Raw genomic sequence first — 16,737 nt, forward strand, 5'->3', positions numbered from 1 at the left:
GGACAAGTCATAAACTGTATACTACCTACAGGAAGGAAGGGTGAGCAATGGGGAAAGATCTGGATGAAATGAGAAAGCGGCTTCATTCAAGAAAAAAGCATCGTCAACCGCTTCGTATGGTGGAACGTCTTGATCAAAAAGAAGATAATCATTCTTATTCCTATCAAAATACGGAGGTGAAAATACATCCTCTATTTAACAAGCAAAGTTTCTTAATTCGCTCGATGATGGCTGGCTGCCTGTTTCTTGCTGCGGGAATTTTATTTAAAGCAGAGAGTGAACGTCTTGCTCCTGTGCAGGGTTATGTTTCCGATATGATGGAGCAGGAATTTCAGTTTGCTGCTGTGAAGAATTGGTATGAAGGGAAATTCGGAAACCCGGTCGCTTTGTTTCCAACAGCACCGGAGGATACCGCGGGAGAACAGCCTCTTTATGCGCTGCCTGCAAGTGGGAAAGTTCTAGAGAATTTTGAAACGACAGGGAAAGGGATAATGGTCGAAACCGTGTTAAGTACTGAAGTCGAAGCGATAGATGCCGGTGTTGTGACGTATGCAGCAAATAAGGAAGGAATCGGTCAAACCGTTGTTATTCAGCACACTGACGGAAGTGAATCCTGGTATGGTATGCTGGATTCAATCGATGTAGCGCTTTATGACTTTGTTAAGTCAAAGGACAAACTTGGAAGCGTGACAAACTCTGAAGATGGAAAGACCGGGACGTTCTATTTTGCTATCAAGCAGAACGAGACCTTCATCGATCCGCTTCAAGTTGTCCCTATTGAATAATGCTGAAAATGGTAACGATTCATCCATTGTTTTGGATGACGATTGGACTTTCTATTCTAACGGGTAGGTTTCGTGAGATGCTGCTTTTGTTTTTAGTTGTCCTCATTCATGAAGGTGGTCATGCAGCAGCTGCACTTTATTTTAGGTGGCGGGTAAAAGAAATTGTCCTTTTACCCTTTGGTGGTGTAGCTGTAGTGGATGAACATGGAAATCGTCCAGTTAAAGAAGAATTTATTGTGATTCTTGCAGGCCCCTTGCAGCATGTCTGGATGATTGGTCTGGCTATGTATCTTCATCGGATCGGTATGATGGACGACATGTATAGCCTCTTTATCCTTCACAACATTATGGTTTTACTTTTTAACTTGTTACCAATCTGGCCCCTTGATGGTGGCAAATTGCTTTTTCTGTTGATCACATTGTTTTATCCATTTAAAGCTGCACATCGTCTTATGCTTCGAACCTCAATTATATTTCTCTTCATTATGATAGTGATGACTTTCTATTTCTTCCCCTTCCACCTGAATTTGTGGATGGTTATCGTATTTCTATGCACTGCTCACTTTAAAGAATGGAAACATCATCCTTATATTTATTTGCGCTTTTTGCTTGAACGGTATTCAAAATCATATGTTGGAAAGAAAGAGACACTTTCCGTCTTGCCGGATATGAAGGTAAATGAAGTACTTTCAAAATTTTCTCGTGGAAAGCACTATCAAATTCTCGTTCAGAACATGGATATAATAGCGGATGAGCACCTCTTGCTCGAAGCATATTTCAAGAATAATCAGGTCGGATGTGCAGTTGGATCATTATTTCGATAAAATAGAGAAAACGCATTAAAGGAGAAAGCTATGCAGTTAATCGTCCTTGAAGAAAAGAAATGGTGGGCAGCCGCTATTGAAATAGAAAACAGAATTACAGATATTTGGGCAGAACAAATAGATATGGGGAAACCTGGTCATGGAGATCTGATCCTCGGGAAAGTTTCAGCGGTGCTGGATGGTAAAAATGCAGCCTTTGTATCCCTCGGCCGTGGAAAACCGGGGTTATTAAATGGAGATGAGTTAGTGGTTTCGCAGCGCCAGAAGACAGTCGGGAAATCAAAGCCGGCTGTTTCAGACTGTCTTGAAGAAGGACAGCCTGTTCTTGTTCAAGTTAAATATCCGGGTGCTGATCGTAAGGGTCCGATTCTTACTGAACTAATCACATTTACAGGTGAAAAACTTGTTTACATGCCTTATGCGGGGTACTCTGGAGTTTCTAAACAACTTACTGCGAAGAGAGAGCGTCTTTTGTCTTTTGCCGAGCAGCGTTGCATAGAGCAGGAAGGTCTTATTTTTCGAACGAGTTCAGGTCAGGCGAATGACGTACAGTTAAATCGAGAACTAGAAACTCATCGTGCAGAGTTTAATCGTCTTCTGGAGATGTCGACAGGTATGCTTCCCCCAGCTTTACTAAAGAAAGGTAAAGGGTTAAGCGAACAAGTGAGTAACCTGTTTCCACTTCATCACGTTACTGGATTCATTTCCAATTCCCCTGATGCACTGACGGCGTTTATGCCATATCTTCCAAAACAAGTGGAGGTTTCACTGCCACCCCATCATCAAAAGAAAACAGGAAAGCTTAAAGAGACATTAGCAAGCTTGCAGCAGCAAACGGTGAAAATTGCCAAAGCCAACCTTCATATCGAAGAGACAAAGGCCGTTACCGCAATAGATGTTGATTCAGGCGGGGCAGATTTTGGAAGTAAAAGAGAAACGCATTACGCCGTTAACATAGCAGCGATAGATGAAATTGCAAGACAGATCAGATTGCGAAACATAGGCGGAATGATTGTAATAGACTTTCTTCGCGTAGAGCGGGAGGATCAGGCTATTCTATTTGAACTGATGAAGAGCAAAGAAACAAACGACCCCCGTCTTCAGGTAGTAGGGTTTACAAAACTTGGCCTGTTTGAATTGCAGAGAAAGAAGGCTGGACTTCCTTTAAGTAAAATTACTCGAAACGACGAATAAAAAAAGAAATTTTATCACATTGACACAGTAATTTTCGCTGTGGTATGATTTAGTGGTTAGTTCGTTTGGAAGCACCCAAAGAGCTACAACCGCTCAAAATCAGGTTTTCAAGCTAGTTTCTAGCACCTGTAATGGCGAGTCTTAGTATTAGAGGAGGTGCACGTAATGTACGCTATTATTGAAACTGGTGGTAAGCAAATTAGAGTTACTGAAGGTCAGGAAATTTACATCGAGCTTCTTAACACAGAAGCAGGTGAAACGGTTACTTTTGACCGTGTGCTAATGGTAGGTGGAGATGACGTTAAAGTTGGTTCTCCTATCGTAGATGGCGCTACTGTTACTGCTAAAGTTGACAAGCACGGCAAAGGTAAGAAGATCACGGTTTATAAATATAAGCCAAAGAAAAACTACCGTCGTAAGCAAGGACACCGTCAACCTTACACTAAAGTAGTTATCGACAAAATTAACGCTTAAGGGTTATTAAGATGATACGTTTCAAGCTGAAACGAGATTCTGACAATCGCATTATCTCATTTTCTCTTTCAGGTCACGCTGAGTCAGGACCATACGGTTATGATTTAGTCTGTGCAGGTGTTTCTGCCGTGTCGATTGGGACTGTGAATGCGATTGAATCCCTCTGCGATGTACAACTCATAATTGATATGGAGGATGAAGGCGGCTATCTCAGCTGTGCCGTTCCAGCACGTCTGGAGCAGCGTACGGATGAGAACGTTCAACTTCTCCTTCAGGGAATGGAAGTTTCCATTTCTGCTATTGCCGAAGATTACGGCAAGCATATCCAAATTACTCACACATAGGAGGTGGGACAACATGTTGAAAATGAATCTACAGTTTTTCGCATCTAAAAAGGGTGTAGGTAGTACAAAAAACGGCCGTGATTCAATCTCCAAGCGTCTTGGCGCGAAGAGCGCAGACGGCGAGTTCGTATCCGGCGGTTCTATTCTTTTCCGTCAACGCGGAACTAAGATCTACCCTGGTGCTAACGTTGGCCGCGGTGGAGACGACACTCTATATGCGAAAATCGACGGTATCGTGAAATTCGAACGTCTTGGACGTGACCGTAAACAAGTAAGTGTATATCCAGTTGCTAAGGAAGCATAAGCAACCTAAGAAAAACTCTAACCGTTCGGTTAGAGTTTTTTGATATAATGGAATTGGTTAGGCATGGTTCGGATAATCGCTTTTGATAATCGTTTTTAGTGAAAGCGCGATTTTAGACTCAATCGCCTTATGGAGAAATGAGTTTAAAATTAAAACAGGCTGTTAACGAAGCAAAATAGATCAATGACGACGCACAAAGAATTCGCATTAGATCGTTTTCTTTTAGGGGAAATAACATACAGAAATGATAAATTGTTATAATGAAGGAAATGGTTAGAGCATTGGGAGTGCAATTATGTCTAAAAAGTGGAATACCTTTGACGTTCTGCGCCATTCTCGACATGATTGGTTAAATCGTTTGCAGTTAATCAAAGGAAACATTGCTCTCGATCATGTAGACAGGGCAAAGGAGATTATTGAAGAAATTATTATTCAGTCGAGACAGGAAGCAAAATTATCGAATTTAAATGCTCCGAAACTTGCAGAATATATATTAACGTTTAACTGGTGTAACCATTTATTTCAGTTGGATTTTGAAGTGATCGGAGACGAGTATGATATTTGCGCTTATGAAGCTGATTTAATCGAGTTAATTGCTCGATGCACAGAGGTGATCGATTCACAGGTTCATGTACCTTCCGATCATCATTTGCTATTAACGCTTCAGTTGTACCACGAAGAAATTCGTCTTGTCTTTGACTTTCAAGGTGAAGTTTCCGATCAAAACAGGCTGAAACTGGCGTTTGAAAATCCTGGTGTTAATAGCGCTAAATTGATTGAATTAGAGCAAACGGATCAGGAGCTAGTTAGTACGTTTTTGATTAAATGAGGTGAAAGAATGTTTGTAGATCAGGTCAAAATTTTTGTAAAAGCAGGCGATGGCGGTAACGGGATGGTAGCATTCCGAAGAGAAAAATATGTACCGGACGGTGGACCAGCTGGAGGAGACGGCGGAAAAGGCGCAAGCGTCATTTTCGAAGTTGAAGAAGGATTGCGTACGTTAATGGATTTTCGTTACAATCGTCATTTTAAAGCCAAAACAGGTGAACATGGACGTTCGAAGAATCAGCACGGTCGTAACGCAGATGACATGGTTGTCAAAGTTCCACCTGGTACAATCGTATCAAATGCAGAAACCGGTGAAGTCATTGCTGACCTCACCGAGCATGGCCAGCGTGCCACTGTTGCACGTGGCGGACGTGGTGGACGCGGGAACTCCCGTTTTGCTTCACCATCGAACCCTGCTCCAGAGCTATCAGAAAATGGGGAGCCAGGAGAAGAGAAAGACGTTACGCTTGAACTTAAGGTACTTGCGGATGTTGGACTTGTAGGTTTCCCGAGTGTTGGAAAATCCACGCTTCTTTCTGTTGTCTCTGCAGCAAAACCGAAAATTGCAGCTTATCACTTTACGACAATTGCTCCAAATTTAGGAGTAGTTGATACGAAAGATGGGCGTAGTTTTGTTATGGCTGATCTTCCGGGACTTATTGAAGGCGCCCATGAAGGTGTTGGACTGGGACACCAGTTCCTTCGTCATATTGAGCGTACACGTGTTATTGTCCACGTGATTGATATGTCCGGCATGGAAGGCCGCGATCCTTATGAAGATTATTTGAAAATTAATGATGAATTGAAGCAGTACAAAATGCGGCTGATGGAACGACCACAAATTATCGTGGCGAATAAGATGGATCTTCCGGATTCAGAAGCAAATCTTGAGATCTTTAAGGAGCAGCTTGAGGACGATTTCCCAATCTATCCAATTTCAGCTGTGACACGTCAAGGTGTTCAAGAAGTGTTGTTTGAAATTGCTGACAAGCTAGAAACAACTCCTGAGTTCCCTCTTGATGAAGATAAAGAAGAAGAAACTCGAGTGATGTATCGTCATGAAAAAGGTGCACCTGAATTCTTTGTTACACGGGATTCTGACGGAACATTTGTCGTTAATGGACCTCGTATTGAAAAGCTATTCAAGATGACAGACTTTAACCGGGAAGACAACGTCCGTAGATTCGCGCAACAAATGCGTAGCATGGGAATTGATGATGCGTTAAGAGAGCGTGGAGCTGAAGATGGAGACGCGGTTCGAATTCTGGAGTTCGAATTTGAGTTCGTAGACTGATAATCGGAGAAGACTGTCCTTAAAAAAAGGACGGTCTTTTTTGTACAGGATGTTAAAGCACATGTGAAACTATATGGCCAGCGTTTGGTCGGCATGGAGGTGAGAGGAGTAATGAGTAAGGAAGATAAGAATTTCTATCTTGTGCGAGAAGATGTCTTGTCAGATTCAATGATAAAAACGCTCGAGGCCAAGCTGTTACTTGAGAGTGGGACGGTAGAATCTGTTCGTGAAGCGATCGACGAAGTCGGGGTCAGTCGCAGTGCATTCTACAAATATCGCGACACGATTCTCCCATTTCATACCATGATCATTGAACAGATCGTCACACTATCTGTACATCTGGAGGATCGTTCCGGTGCACTTTCACGGGTGCTGAGTAAGGTAGCTTCTTTACGGTGTAATATATTGACCATTAACCAGACCATTCCACTACAGGGCTACGCTACGGTAATTTTAACAATGGAAATCGGTGAAGCCAATTTACGTCTGAGCAGTCTAATTGAAAAAATAAAAGAAATTGAAGCAGTAAACAATGCGGAAATTATCGGATCAGGAGCATAGGAGGAAAAACAATGGACAATCAAAAAAGAATTGGCTTTTTAGGACCAGAAGGGACCTTCACAGAAATCGCAGCAAAAACGCTGTTTCAAGAGGAGGAGAGAATGCCGTTTCCAACCATCAGAGCCTGCCTTGAAGCAGTTGATGATGGAACTGTTGAATACGGCGTTGTGCCTCTTGAAAACACAATTGAAGGTTCTGTTAATATGACACTTGACCTCCTGTCTCAGCAAGTATCACTTCCAATCGTTGGAGAGCTTGTTTTACCAATTCGCCAACATTTACTCGTTCATCCAGAATTAGATGATTGGAAACGAGTTACACGTGTTCTTTCGCATCCTCATGCGATTGCACAATGCCATATTTTCCTGCAAAAGGAGCTGCCTAATGCTGAACTCAGCAATGCAGCGTCAACAAGTGCAGCAGCAGAATATGTTCAGGGTTCTGACAAAGTGTATGAAGCTGCGATTGGGAATGAGCTTGCTGCGGAAAAATATGGATTAACGATCGCCCAATCCGATATCCATGACACAGAAGATAATGATACGCGTTTTCTTGTGTTACATAAAACAGCCGCTGCCCTTCCTCGCACAGCTTTATTTCGTGAAGATCGCGTTACCTACAAAATCATTCTCCCATCCGATTATCCAGGCGCCCTTCACCAGGTACTTGCTGCCTTTGCGTGGCGAAACCTTAATCTAACGAAGATTGAATCCCGTCCTATGAAAACAGGTCTTGGAAATTATTTCTTTATTATTGATGTAGAACGACCAAATCGTGAAGTACTTCTTCAGGGCGTAATGGAAGAAATACAGGCACTTGGAATAGGGATAACCGTTCTTGGTGAGTATCCTTGCTTCGTAGTAACAGCTAAGTAAAGAAAAGAACGGCGTTTTTCGCCGTTCTTTTCTAATCTTCCAACAGAAAACCTTCTTTTTTTAATGCCTGACAAACTGCAGCCAGCTGTGTAGTGGAGCTTGCTTCTATCGTATGAAGATGAACACCAGAGGTAAGCTCTGACAATAGTGATGCGTTTGTTACCGAAAGCTTTGCAAGAAACTGATCGGCTTCAAGACGGTTGCTCACGAAAAGTGAGGCGGTTAGATCGCCGTAAAGGGGGTGTTCGACGGTGACATCCTTTACCGTTCCTCCGTTATCCACGATCGTATACAATTCATTTTTCGTATCCTCAGGTGTATGTTGGCAGGCAATTACCTGTTCTTTTTGCGTTTCCTTTCTTTCAACATCGAAAAGGATATATCCTTGTGATGTCGCAATAATCGGTTCGTTTCTCGCTTTTAATAGGGATATATCCTGTACAATCACTTGACGACTCACTTTTGTTCGTTTAGATAAATCACTACCTGTCAAAGGCTTTTCGCTTTCTTTAAGCCATTTCAGAATAAGCATTCTCCTGTTTTCACCGAGTATTTTTTCTCCTTCTTGTCCCATCAAGAAAACCCCTTTCCATCAACCTCATGTGTATTCCTATTATAGCTTTGTTGAGGAACAGCGTGTAAGGATCTCGTGAAAAACGCTCACTGTTTTTTCAAGATTGTCCTGTGTTGTCTCTCTTCCAAAGCTAATTCGAATAAGCTCTCTCGCTTCATCAAGGGTTCTTCCCATTGAAAGAAGCGTTTTGGAAGGCTTTTGCTGCCCGATCGAACAGGCAGAGCCAGTTGAAACTGCAATATTCCTCCGATTAAGTTCAAGCATGACATACTGGCCCTCAAGGCCTTTAACACGAACTCCTAAAATATGAGGAAGCCCCTGATGTCCTTCGAATACAATATTCGGATGAGCGAGTGCATTGGTGAGGTAATTTCGAAAGTTCATTAATCGTTTCCCTTCATCCTCCATTAGGGCAACCGCTTCTTCTGCGGCGGCGATAAACGCGCATATACCAGGAACGTTAACAGTTCCCGGACGGAAGCCTTTTTCGTGGATTGTGCCAGGAAGGCCCGAGACCCATGGAATAGGAGGCGAGATGTAACAAACGCCCACCCCTTTTGGACCATGAAGCTTGTGAGAGGATATGGATAGGGCATTGATCTTCATCTGGCGAACATCAATTGGGATTTTGCTAAAGCTCTGAACCATGTCAGTATGAAAAAGGATATTTCGTTTGGAAAGCTCTTCACCAATTTCTTTAATCTGTTGAGTCGTTCCCGTTTCACTGTTCGCATGTGCAAGGGAAACTAAAATGGTATCTTCGCAAATAGCTTCTAACAGTTCTTCTATTCGAATGTGACCTTCAGCATCATATGAAAGGAAAGTAACGCGGTATCCCTCACGTTCTAGTTTTTCGAATGTGTGAAGAACAGAGGAGTGCTCTGCTTGAGCGGTGATAAGATGTCCTGTTTGATAGCGTTTAACAAGGCCTGTTAACGCAAGAACATTTGCTTCTGTTCCGCCGGAAGTGAAATAGATACCGGAAGGATCTCCATTAAGCATTTGAGCGATGGATGTACGAGCTGATTCAAGAAGTTGGGCTGCTCTCGTGCCGGCGTCATGAGAACTTTGGGTGTTAGCAAAATATTCTTTAGCAGCTTTGGTATAAGCAAGTAACGCATTATCAGACATTGGGGTAGATGCAGCATTGTCTAAATAGATCATTCATTTCTCCTCACAAATATTCAGTCTTGTCATTTATTTAATTATATGTAAATATAGATGTCAAGACACATGTTAACACATAGGAACCAATATCTTTATATTCGTCTGTGAGAGAAGGGGTTTCATGACACAATTAACGACAGAAGTACTAGTCATTGGAAGTGGGATTGCCGGCTTGATGGCTGCTGACCTTCTTTCTGCGAAAAAGAATGTGACAATTATCACAAAGTCAGCGCTAGGTCAAAGTAATTCTCGGCTGGCGCAGGGAGGGATTGCAGCCGTAACGACAAAGGATGATAGCTGGACTAATCATTTTTTTGATACGATTCGTGCGGGTGCATTCCATAATGATGAAGAGCTAACAGAACTCCTAGTTAGAAGTGGACCTGAACAAATCCGACAGCTAATCAATTTTGGAGTGCAGTTTGATAAAGGGTCAGATGGCACCTATCTGAGATGTAAGGAAGGAGCACACAACACATCACGCATTCTTCATTCAGGTGGTGACGCGACTGGTAAGGAAATAATCGAAACGCTGATCAATCGCGTAAAAATGAAATGCACCATATTAGAGCACCATTTTGCTGTGGATTTGCTAATGGATGAAGGGGTTTGTAACGGAGCGGTTGTACTAAATGGGGATAATGAGGCACTATCAATAACCGCTATTCATACGATTCTTGCAACAGGAGGGGCGGGGCAGCTTTATCCTGTCACCTCGAATGATCCATCAATCACGGGAGACGGGATCGCTATCGCTTACAGAGCAGGAGCCATTTTATCTGATCTAGAATTTATTCAATTTCATCCAACGATGTTTGCAGGAGATAGGAATCAGTCGTTTTTGATTTCCGAGGCAGTCAGGGGAGAAGGTGCAATACTAGTTACTGCTAAGGGGGATCGGTTAATGAAGGGCAAGCACGAACAGATGGAGCTTGCCCCGAGAGATGTTGTCTCAAGAGCGATCTATCAGGAAAAATCCGATGTTTATCTCGATATCTCAATGATTAATCAGTTTGATCAGCGTTTCCCTACGATTGCGTCTTTATGCTATGAGCATGGTTTATCTCTTTCAGATGGGAAGCTTCCAGTAAAGCCAGGAGCTCATTTTTTGATGGGTGGTGTCATGACTGATCGACATGGCAGGACGTCCATAGATGGTCTACTTGCACTTGGAGAAGTGGCGAATACGGGTGTTCACGGGGCAAACCGCCTTGCGAGTAATTCTCTTCTAGAAGGTGTTGTTTTTGCAAATGCAGCCGCACGGTGGATTCAAAACGATACAAGGAAACAAGTATGCAACCTTATAGCCCAAAGCCTTCAAGTTCCTGAAGACATGCCAGAAGTGAATTACATAAAGGAACTGATGAACAGGAAAGTTGGTATCATCCGTAATGGGGCTGGTTTGAACACGGCCATTCAAAAACTTGAAGCTCCACTCATACAGGCACGTAAAAATGCAAGTAATAGTGAAGAAATCCTTCGCTACAATATGCTTCAAGTCAGCTGGCTTATCGCTACTTCTGCTTATCTCCGGATCGAAAGTCGGGGCGGACATTTTCGGAAAGATTATCCTAATCTTAAACAGGAATTTAAGAAAAAACGTATAATCAGGAGGGTTTCACAGGATGATTGGGTTCAAACTTAAGAAAGATCTCGAGCAGTTTTTTATTGAAGATATTGGATGCACCGATTTATCCAGCGAGTTATTGTTTACAGGGGATACAAAGGCTGAAGCGGAAGTTCTTGTTAAAGAAGACGGGATCTTTTGTGGGAAAGACGTCATTGTAAAAGGGTTTTCTTTAATAGATGATCAGTTATCCGTCGAAGTTTACGTGGAAGATGGTGACCCTGTTCATTTAGGAGAAGTGATTGCTTCTGTAAAAGGGCGTGTTTCCTCCATTCTTACAGCAGAACGCGTGATTCTTAATATGATTCAGCGTATGAGCGGGATTTCAACGATGACGAAAAAGGCTGTAGAAACGTTAAATAGTAAACATACAAGGATTTGTGATACGCGCAAAACAACTCCAGGTCTTCGAATGTATGAAAAATATGCAGTCAGGTGCGGTGGTGGCTTTAATCATCGAATCACATTAGATGGAGGAGTAATGTTAAAAGACAATCACATTGCTCAATTTGGAAGCATTCAGAAAGCTGTTGCCCATGTGAGAGCCCGGCTTGGACACATGACAAAGATAGAGGTGGAAACAGGGTCTGAAGCTGAAGTGTACGATGCAGTTAAAGCTAATGCAGACATTATTATGTTTGATAATTGCATACCGAAAGACGCAGCTGCTTATGCAACACTTGTACCGGATCACATTGTAACCGAGGTATCAGGGGGCATCACACTTGAGAATCTCGCCTTTTATCAACAGGCAGGCATTGATTATATTTCACTCGGTTGTCTGACACACTCGGTTAATAGTCTTGATATAAGTCTTCGAATGAAGGGAGAAGTAGAATGAGCATTCTGGATACGTTAACAGTCCCAAGTGGCCTTCCTGAACGATACAAGCAATTACCTATTGAGGAAATGAAAACGCAGATTTCAACCATTAAGAAAGTAATGGGTGACAGGTTATATCTTCCTGCCCATCATTATCAAAAAGACGAAGTGGTTCAGTTCGCTGATGATACAGGGGATTCACTCCAGTTAGCTCAGCTCGCGGCTCAAAATAAACAAGCAGAAACGATTGTATTCTGTGGTGTTCACTTTATGGCAGAAACAGCTGACATTCTGACTGAAGACAATCAAACTGTTATTCTTCCTGATATGCGAGCCGGTTGTTCTATGGCAGACATGGCAGATATTTATCAAACGGAGCGGGCTTGGAAACAGCTTAAAACTCTTTTTGGTAATACGATGCTGCCACTAACTTACGTAAACTCAACAGCAGCAATTAAATCTTTTGTTGGGAAGCATGGTGGGGCAACTGTTACCTCTTCAAATGCAATGGCAATGGTAGACTGGGCTTTCACGCAAAAAGAACGAATTCTCTTTTTACCGGATCAACATTTAGGCCGCAATACAGCTTATGAACTCGGCGTCTCCCTTGAAGCTATGGCAGTGTGGGATCCCATTAACGATACGCTTGAGTATGAAGGAAACTATGATGATGTAAAAGTGATTCTCTGGAAAGGGCATTGCTCCGTTCATGAGAAGTTCACATTGGAAAACATTTCAGATATACGTAGGAAGCATCCGGGCATCAACGTCATTGTTCACCCTGAGTGCAGTTATGAGGTCGTTGAGCAATCAGATTTTTCCGGTTCAACGAAAATGATTATTGAAACGATTGAACAAGCTTCACAAGGATCGAAATGGGCAATTGGGACTGAAATGAACTTAGTAAATCGTATTATTCAGCAGCATCCTGATAAAGAAATCGTTTCTTTAAACCCCAATATGTGCCCTTGTCTTACAATGAACCGAATTGATCTTCCTCATTTATTATGGGCACTTGAAGAAGTGCTGGATGGAAGGAAAACCAATCAAATTAAAGTGGATCGTGACACTTCTTTGTATGCGATAAAAGCACTGGATCGAATGCTTGAACGGGCATGAAAATGCAAAGAATCGGACAGTTAGTCCGATTCTTTTTTCTATTCCAATCAATCTCTGTCACACATAGTAAAGGTCCCTCCTGCATATTAATGTGATGATATTAGCCTTTAAAAAAGGTAGCAATCTGCCTAGTCATGCATACAATGTACTGAATTTGAATGTACTGATATTGTACAGGAGGGAGTTTTTTAGCTTGAAAATACATGTCGTTCAACAAGGCGATACGTTATGGAAAATCGCCCAAAAATATGGCGTTAACTTTGAACAACTTAAGGCTGTTAATACGCAGCTTAAAAATCCGGATATGATTATGCCGGGTATGAAAGTGAAAATACCTTCAGGCGGAGTGCCAGTTAAGAAGAAGGAAATGCCGATTAAAGAAATGAAGAAAGAAATGAAGAAAGAAATGCCGATTAAAGAAATGAAGAAAGAAATGCCTAAGAAAAAAGAAGCGCCAATGAAGAAACCAAAAGAAAAGCCATCTATTAATATGCCTATTAACAATGAATTGAATATGGGATTAAATATGAACATGAACATGATGCCAGCTGAAGAAAAACCAAAGAAAGTAAAACCTAAAGAAACAAAGCCTGTAGAGAAAGCAAAACCAATTGAGAAGAAAGTGGAAGCAAAGAAATCAGAGAAGAAACCCGTAGAGAAGGCAAAAGGTAAAGCAGAGAACTTATTCTATCCGATGAATGATGAAGAAGTATTGAGCGAGTATGAATCGTCTTCGATAGAAATGCCACCACCACCAAATATGCCTATGAATCAAGGGTATACAGAGGTTGCAGGAGCTCAGAGTTATGCTAATAAAGCATACAATGAAGGTTATCCGGGCTCGGTAATGGGTGCGCATGATTACGGAAATGGTCCAAATCAGAATGTGGCCGGCGCGAGTGACTATGGTCAAAAAGGAAATAACGGAGGCTATCCGGGGTCAGTAATGGGGGCGTATGATTACGGAAATGGTCCGAATCAGAATGTGGCCGGCGCGAGTGACTATGGTCAAAAAGGAAATAACGGAGGCTATCCAGGTTCAGTAATGGGTGCGTATGATTACGGAAATGGTCCAAATCAGAATGTGGCTGGCGCGAGTGACTATGGTCAAAAAGGAAATAACGGAGGCTATCCGGGGTCAGTAATGGGGGCATATGATTACGGAAATGGTCCGAATCAGAATGTGGCCGGCGCGAGTGACTATGGTCAAAAAGGAAATAACGGAGGCTATCCAGGTTCAGTAATGGGGGCGTATGATTACGGAAATGGTCCGAATCAGAGTGTGGCCGGCGCGAGTGACTATGGTCAAAAAGGAAATAACGGAGGCTATCCAGGTTCAGTAATGGGTGCGTATGATTACGGAAATGGTCCAAATCAGAATGTGGCTGGCGCGAGTGACTATGGTCAAAAAGGAAATAACGGAGGCTATCCGGGGTCAGTAATGGGGGCATATGATTACGGAAATGGTCCAAATCAGAATGTGGCCGGCGCGAGTGACTATGGTCAAAAAGGAAATAACGGAGGCTATCCGGGGTCAGTAATGGGGACATATGATTACGGAAATGGTCCGAATCAGAATGTGGCCGGTGCTGAAATGAATGATTACGGTCAAAAAGGTGAGGAAAGCCCAGATGTAGCGGGTACCTATGCTAATAACAGTTATAATGCTATGCCAGGCTACCCTGGTTCAGTCGCAGGAGCACAATCTGGTTATCCAAATCAGAATGTAGCTGGAACCACTCAGGGTTATGGGAACACCGGCTATCCTGGATCTGTAGCAGGAGCTTCTTCTAATTCGATGAACATGGGGTATCCGGGCAATGTGGCGGGGGCTTCAATGAATGGCTATGGTAATCCAGGATATCCGGGGGTTGCCGGAATGCAATCTCCATATGCTAATAAAGGCAACGAAGAATATCCGGAAGCTGTTATGGGAGCTTACGGAGGCTATCCTAATGATCAAGTAGGAGGAATGATGGACTATCCAAACCAGCAGGTAGGAGGAATGATGCTTCCTGGCTATCCAAACCAGCAAGTAGGAGGAATGATGCAGCCTGGTTATCCGAACCAGCCAATGGTTTCTCCGTATCAGCAGCATGATTGTGGATGTGGAGGAAATAATCAGGTGTCCCCTTATCAGCAGCAAATGCCGAATTATGCGAATCCAGGATATGTGCAGGGGGCAAGCAAAGCTCCGATGATGGACTACATGGGAATGGAAAGTAGCTATGCAGAATCACGATAGAGAGGATAGGGGCGGATTCCTGAAAGGAATACGTCCTTTCTTTCTTGGTATGAAGTGTATAAAGCCTATGGTCTGGTTGGTACAGTATCAAAATGGGACGAGGATAATCGTAAAAGGTTTCTTGAAAAAAGATGTAATCTGGAAACAAATCGAAACTTCGATGAACACGTCAGTTTCTTTTATTCAATTCATACCATTTTCTGATGGTGATTGGGTTAAGGAGAGTGACGGTGTTTACTTTGCATGCATGAAATTTGAGAGTGGAAGAGCTCTCAACTTTTCAAGGCGAGAAGAACGGCAGCTTGCGTTTGAAAAGATTGCGCATTTTCATCAGGAAACAGAGGGGTTTGATAGCAAATTCATTCCTCGTATTTCTCTTAAGCATAAGTGGATGAACCGCTTTATCCGTTTTCAGCAGAGTATCCAGTCATCGTTATTTTGCTCCGAACATAATAAGCTTATCCAAAGATATGTGGAAACAGGTAGAGAAGTTTTAGCTAAGATGAGCTTTCTTGATGAATTAGAAATATCAGCTTTTCACCATAAACGTATTGTTCATGGTGATCCAGCACATCATAATTTTATCTTTCATTGTAATAACTTGCGGTTAATAGATGGCGATCTTCTTACTTATGGCCCACATGAATATGACTTTTTACAGCTTATCATCCGCATGCTGCCCTATTGTGACTGGTCACTTGATGAATGGATGGCATTTGAAATCCCTCCTTTAAAACATTGTTTGACAAATCCTTCCCTGCGGCGTTTACTTGCTTATCCAGCCGATTTTTACAGGGAATGGTTGGTGGATCCAGACGGAAGAGAACTCCTTTTACGACAAACAGGACAACAAGATGAGCTTAGATCTAAATTTATGTGGCGCATGCTTCAATAGGTTCCTTTGTTACCTGTATCTAACAGATTAAAACAGTTGGCCTCCTGACATTCTAAGGATGAAAGGAGGTTTTAAAAGATGACTAAATCAACGCTTGCGCTTTCAGGCTTGCTACTCGCAGGTGGCTTAATGGGCTGTACTGCCGATGATGAAGCTATGGATACACGTTACAATGATTCTTCACGACCGATTGGGTATTACACGAGTGAGGACAATAACGGTGACTATCGTGAAGGTCCTGTGACCGATATGGTTGATCGCGATTATACGAACGGTGTAAAATCACCGGATAAAAAACAAATTGATGCGCGGAACGGCATGAATGGTCCTGGATATATGCGAACAGATGATAACTATTCAGGGTATGATAATGAGCTTTCTACACGCCTTACAGACCGTATTGAAAAAATTAAAAATATAGAAGATGCCCGTGTGATCGTGTATGGTGATCAAATTATGATCGGCGTTGATACAGGTGATAAAAATGATGCTGACGTCAAAGATGAAGTTCGCAGTGAAGTCGCTAAAGTCACGAAGCAAAAAAATGTTTCCATCTCAACAGACGAAGATGTCTTTGACAGAATGGGAAATGTAAATGATCGTCTAGAAAATGGAGATGGATTTGAAGAAGTTCAAACAGACGTCAATGGCATTTTAAATGACATTGGAAATGCTGCAAAAAGACCATTTGAAAACAATAAGTAACCTTAAGAAGAGCAGGCAGATGCCTGTTCTTTTTCCTTTATGCACGATTCTTTTCTCCTTTATTAGCTCTGTGCTATAGTGGGGAAATTGAACATTTGGA

General features: G+C 42.4%; 18 protein-coding genes and 1 other annotated feature. Of the genes, 16 read left to right on the forward strand and 2 right to left on the reverse strand.

Annotated features, from left to right (window positions below; genetic code table 11):
• The first annotated feature begins 47 nt into the window (after positions 1-47).
• The 10 genes from ABFG93_RS18120 to pheA all read left to right on the forward strand — a co-directional run bounded on the left by ABFG93_RS18120 (position 48) and on the right by pheA (position 7,483).
• The gene (locus tag ABFG93_RS18120) at positions 48-785 is read left to right on the forward strand and encodes a M23 family metallopeptidase (RefSeq protein WP_347549421.1); all 738 of its coding nucleotides are present in this window, start codon (positions 48-50) and stop codon (positions 783-785) included.
• The gene (locus ABFG93_RS18125) at positions 785-1,609 is read left to right on the forward strand and encodes a M50 family metallopeptidase (RefSeq protein ID WP_347549422.1); all 825 of its coding nucleotides are present in this window, start codon (positions 785-787) and stop codon (positions 1,607-1,609) included. The genes ABFG93_RS18120 and ABFG93_RS18125 overlap by 1 nt, the downstream gene beginning before the upstream one ends.
• 30 nt (positions 1,610-1,639) lie before the next feature.
• Positions 1,640-2,803: a ribonuclease E/G gene (locus ABFG93_RS18130; protein ID WP_347549423.1), complete on the forward strand. Its 1,164-nt coding sequence runs from the start codon at positions 1,640-1,642 to the stop codon at positions 2,801-2,803.
• 77 nt (positions 2,804-2,880) lie between these two features.
• Positions 2,881-2,955: a sequence feature (ribosomal protein L21 leader region), on the forward strand.
• 13 nt (positions 2,956-2,968) lie between these two features.
• Entirely contained in the window at positions 2,969-3,277 is a 309-nt protein-coding gene (rplU, locus tag ABFG93_RS18135) for a 50S ribosomal protein L21 (RefSeq protein ID WP_347549424.1), read from the forward strand.
• 11 nt (positions 3,278-3,288) lie between these two features.
• Positions 3,289-3,621 (forward strand): ribosomal-processing cysteine protease Prp, encoded by a 333-nt coding sequence (locus tag ABFG93_RS18140; RefSeq protein WP_347549425.1) that lies wholly within the window; start codon positions 3,289-3,291, stop codon positions 3,619-3,621.
• 13 nt (positions 3,622-3,634) lie between these two features.
• Positions 3,635-3,925 carry a 50S ribosomal protein L27 gene (gene rpmA / locus ABFG93_RS18145; protein ID WP_347549426.1) on the forward strand — a complete coding sequence of 97 codons (291 nt, stop codon included), beginning with the start codon at positions 3,635-3,637 and terminating at the stop codon, positions 3,923-3,925.
• 295 nt (positions 3,926-4,220) lie between these two features.
• Complete coding sequence (locus ABFG93_RS18150; RefSeq protein ID WP_347549427.1) at positions 4,221-4,754, forward strand: Spo0B C-terminal domain-containing protein; 534 nt, start codon at positions 4,221-4,223, stop codon at positions 4,752-4,754.
• A gap of 9 nt (positions 4,755-4,763) precedes the next feature.
• Complete coding sequence (gene obgE, locus ABFG93_RS18155) at positions 4,764-6,047, forward strand: GTPase ObgE (RefSeq protein ID WP_347549428.1); 1,284 nt, start codon at positions 4,764-4,766, stop codon at positions 6,045-6,047.
• A 111-nt stretch (positions 6,048-6,158) separates the two neighbouring features.
• Positions 6,159-6,608, forward strand: coding sequence for an ACT domain-containing protein (locus tag ABFG93_RS18160; RefSeq protein ID WP_347549429.1), 450 nt, complete (start codon positions 6,159-6,161; stop codon positions 6,606-6,608).
• Positions 6,609-6,619: 11 nt separating this feature from the next.
• Positions 6,620-7,483 carry a prephenate dehydratase gene (pheA, locus tag ABFG93_RS18165; RefSeq protein ID WP_347549430.1) on the forward strand — a complete coding sequence of 288 codons (864 nt, stop codon included), beginning with the start codon at positions 6,620-6,622 and terminating at the stop codon, positions 7,481-7,483.
• 31 nt (positions 7,484-7,514) lie between these two features.
• On the opposite strand, the gene ABFG93_RS18170 is transcribed toward pheA, so the two are convergent.
• Together ABFG93_RS18170 and ABFG93_RS18175 are read right to left on the reverse strand one after the other, a co-directional pair.
• Positions 7,515-8,057, reverse strand: coding sequence for a transcription repressor NadR (locus tag ABFG93_RS18170; RefSeq protein ID WP_431522019.1), 543 nt, complete (start codon positions 8,055-8,057; stop codon positions 7,515-7,517).
• 39 nt (positions 8,058-8,096) lie between these two features.
• A complete protein-coding gene (locus ABFG93_RS18175; RefSeq protein ID WP_347549432.1) occupies positions 8,097-9,221 on the reverse strand; it encodes an IscS subfamily cysteine desulfurase in 1,125 nt (374 codons plus the stop codon).
• A 124-nt stretch (positions 9,222-9,345) separates the two neighbouring features.
• On the opposite strand from ABFG93_RS18175, the gene nadB reads away from it, so the two are divergent.
• The 6 genes from nadB to ABFG93_RS18205 all read left to right on the forward strand — a co-directional run bounded on the left by nadB (position 9,346) and on the right by ABFG93_RS18205 (position 16,637).
• On the forward strand, positions 9,346-10,869 hold the full coding sequence (nadB, locus tag ABFG93_RS18180) for an L-aspartate oxidase (RefSeq protein ID WP_347549433.1): 1,524 nt from the start codon (positions 9,346-9,348) through the stop codon (positions 10,867-10,869).
• On the forward strand, positions 10,850-11,692 hold the full coding sequence (gene nadC, locus ABFG93_RS18185; RefSeq protein WP_347549434.1) for a carboxylating nicotinate-nucleotide diphosphorylase: 843 nt from the start codon (positions 10,850-10,852) through the stop codon (positions 11,690-11,692). The genes nadB and nadC overlap by 20 nt, the downstream gene beginning before the upstream one ends.
• On the forward strand, positions 11,689-12,792 hold the full coding sequence (nadA, locus tag ABFG93_RS18190; RefSeq protein WP_347549435.1) for a quinolinate synthase NadA: 1,104 nt from the start codon (positions 11,689-11,691) through the stop codon (positions 12,790-12,792). Before nadC ends, nadA begins: the two co-directional genes overlap by 4 nt.
• Positions 12,793-12,985: 193 nt before the next feature.
• The gene (gene safA / locus ABFG93_RS18195; protein ID WP_347549436.1) at positions 12,986-15,037 is read left to right on the forward strand and encodes a SafA/ExsA family spore coat assembly protein; all 2,052 of its coding nucleotides are present in this window, start codon (positions 12,986-12,988) and stop codon (positions 15,035-15,037) included.
• Between the two features lie 67 nt (positions 15,038-15,104).
• Positions 15,105-15,932, forward strand: coding sequence for a phosphotransferase (locus ABFG93_RS18200; protein ID WP_347549437.1), 828 nt, complete (start codon positions 15,105-15,107; stop codon positions 15,930-15,932).
• 78 nt (positions 15,933-16,010) lie between these two features.
• Positions 16,011-16,637 carry a YhcN/YlaJ family sporulation lipoprotein gene (locus ABFG93_RS18205; RefSeq protein ID WP_347549438.1) on the forward strand — a complete coding sequence of 209 codons (627 nt, stop codon included), beginning with the start codon at positions 16,011-16,013 and terminating at the stop codon, positions 16,635-16,637.
• The last annotated feature ends 100 nt before the right edge of the window (positions 16,638-16,737 follow it).

It is taken from the genome of Pseudalkalibacillus hwajinpoensis (genome assembly GCF_039851965.1).
GTDB lineage: Bacteria > Bacillota > Bacilli > Bacillales > Guptibacillaceae > Guptibacillus > Guptibacillus hwajinpoensis_E.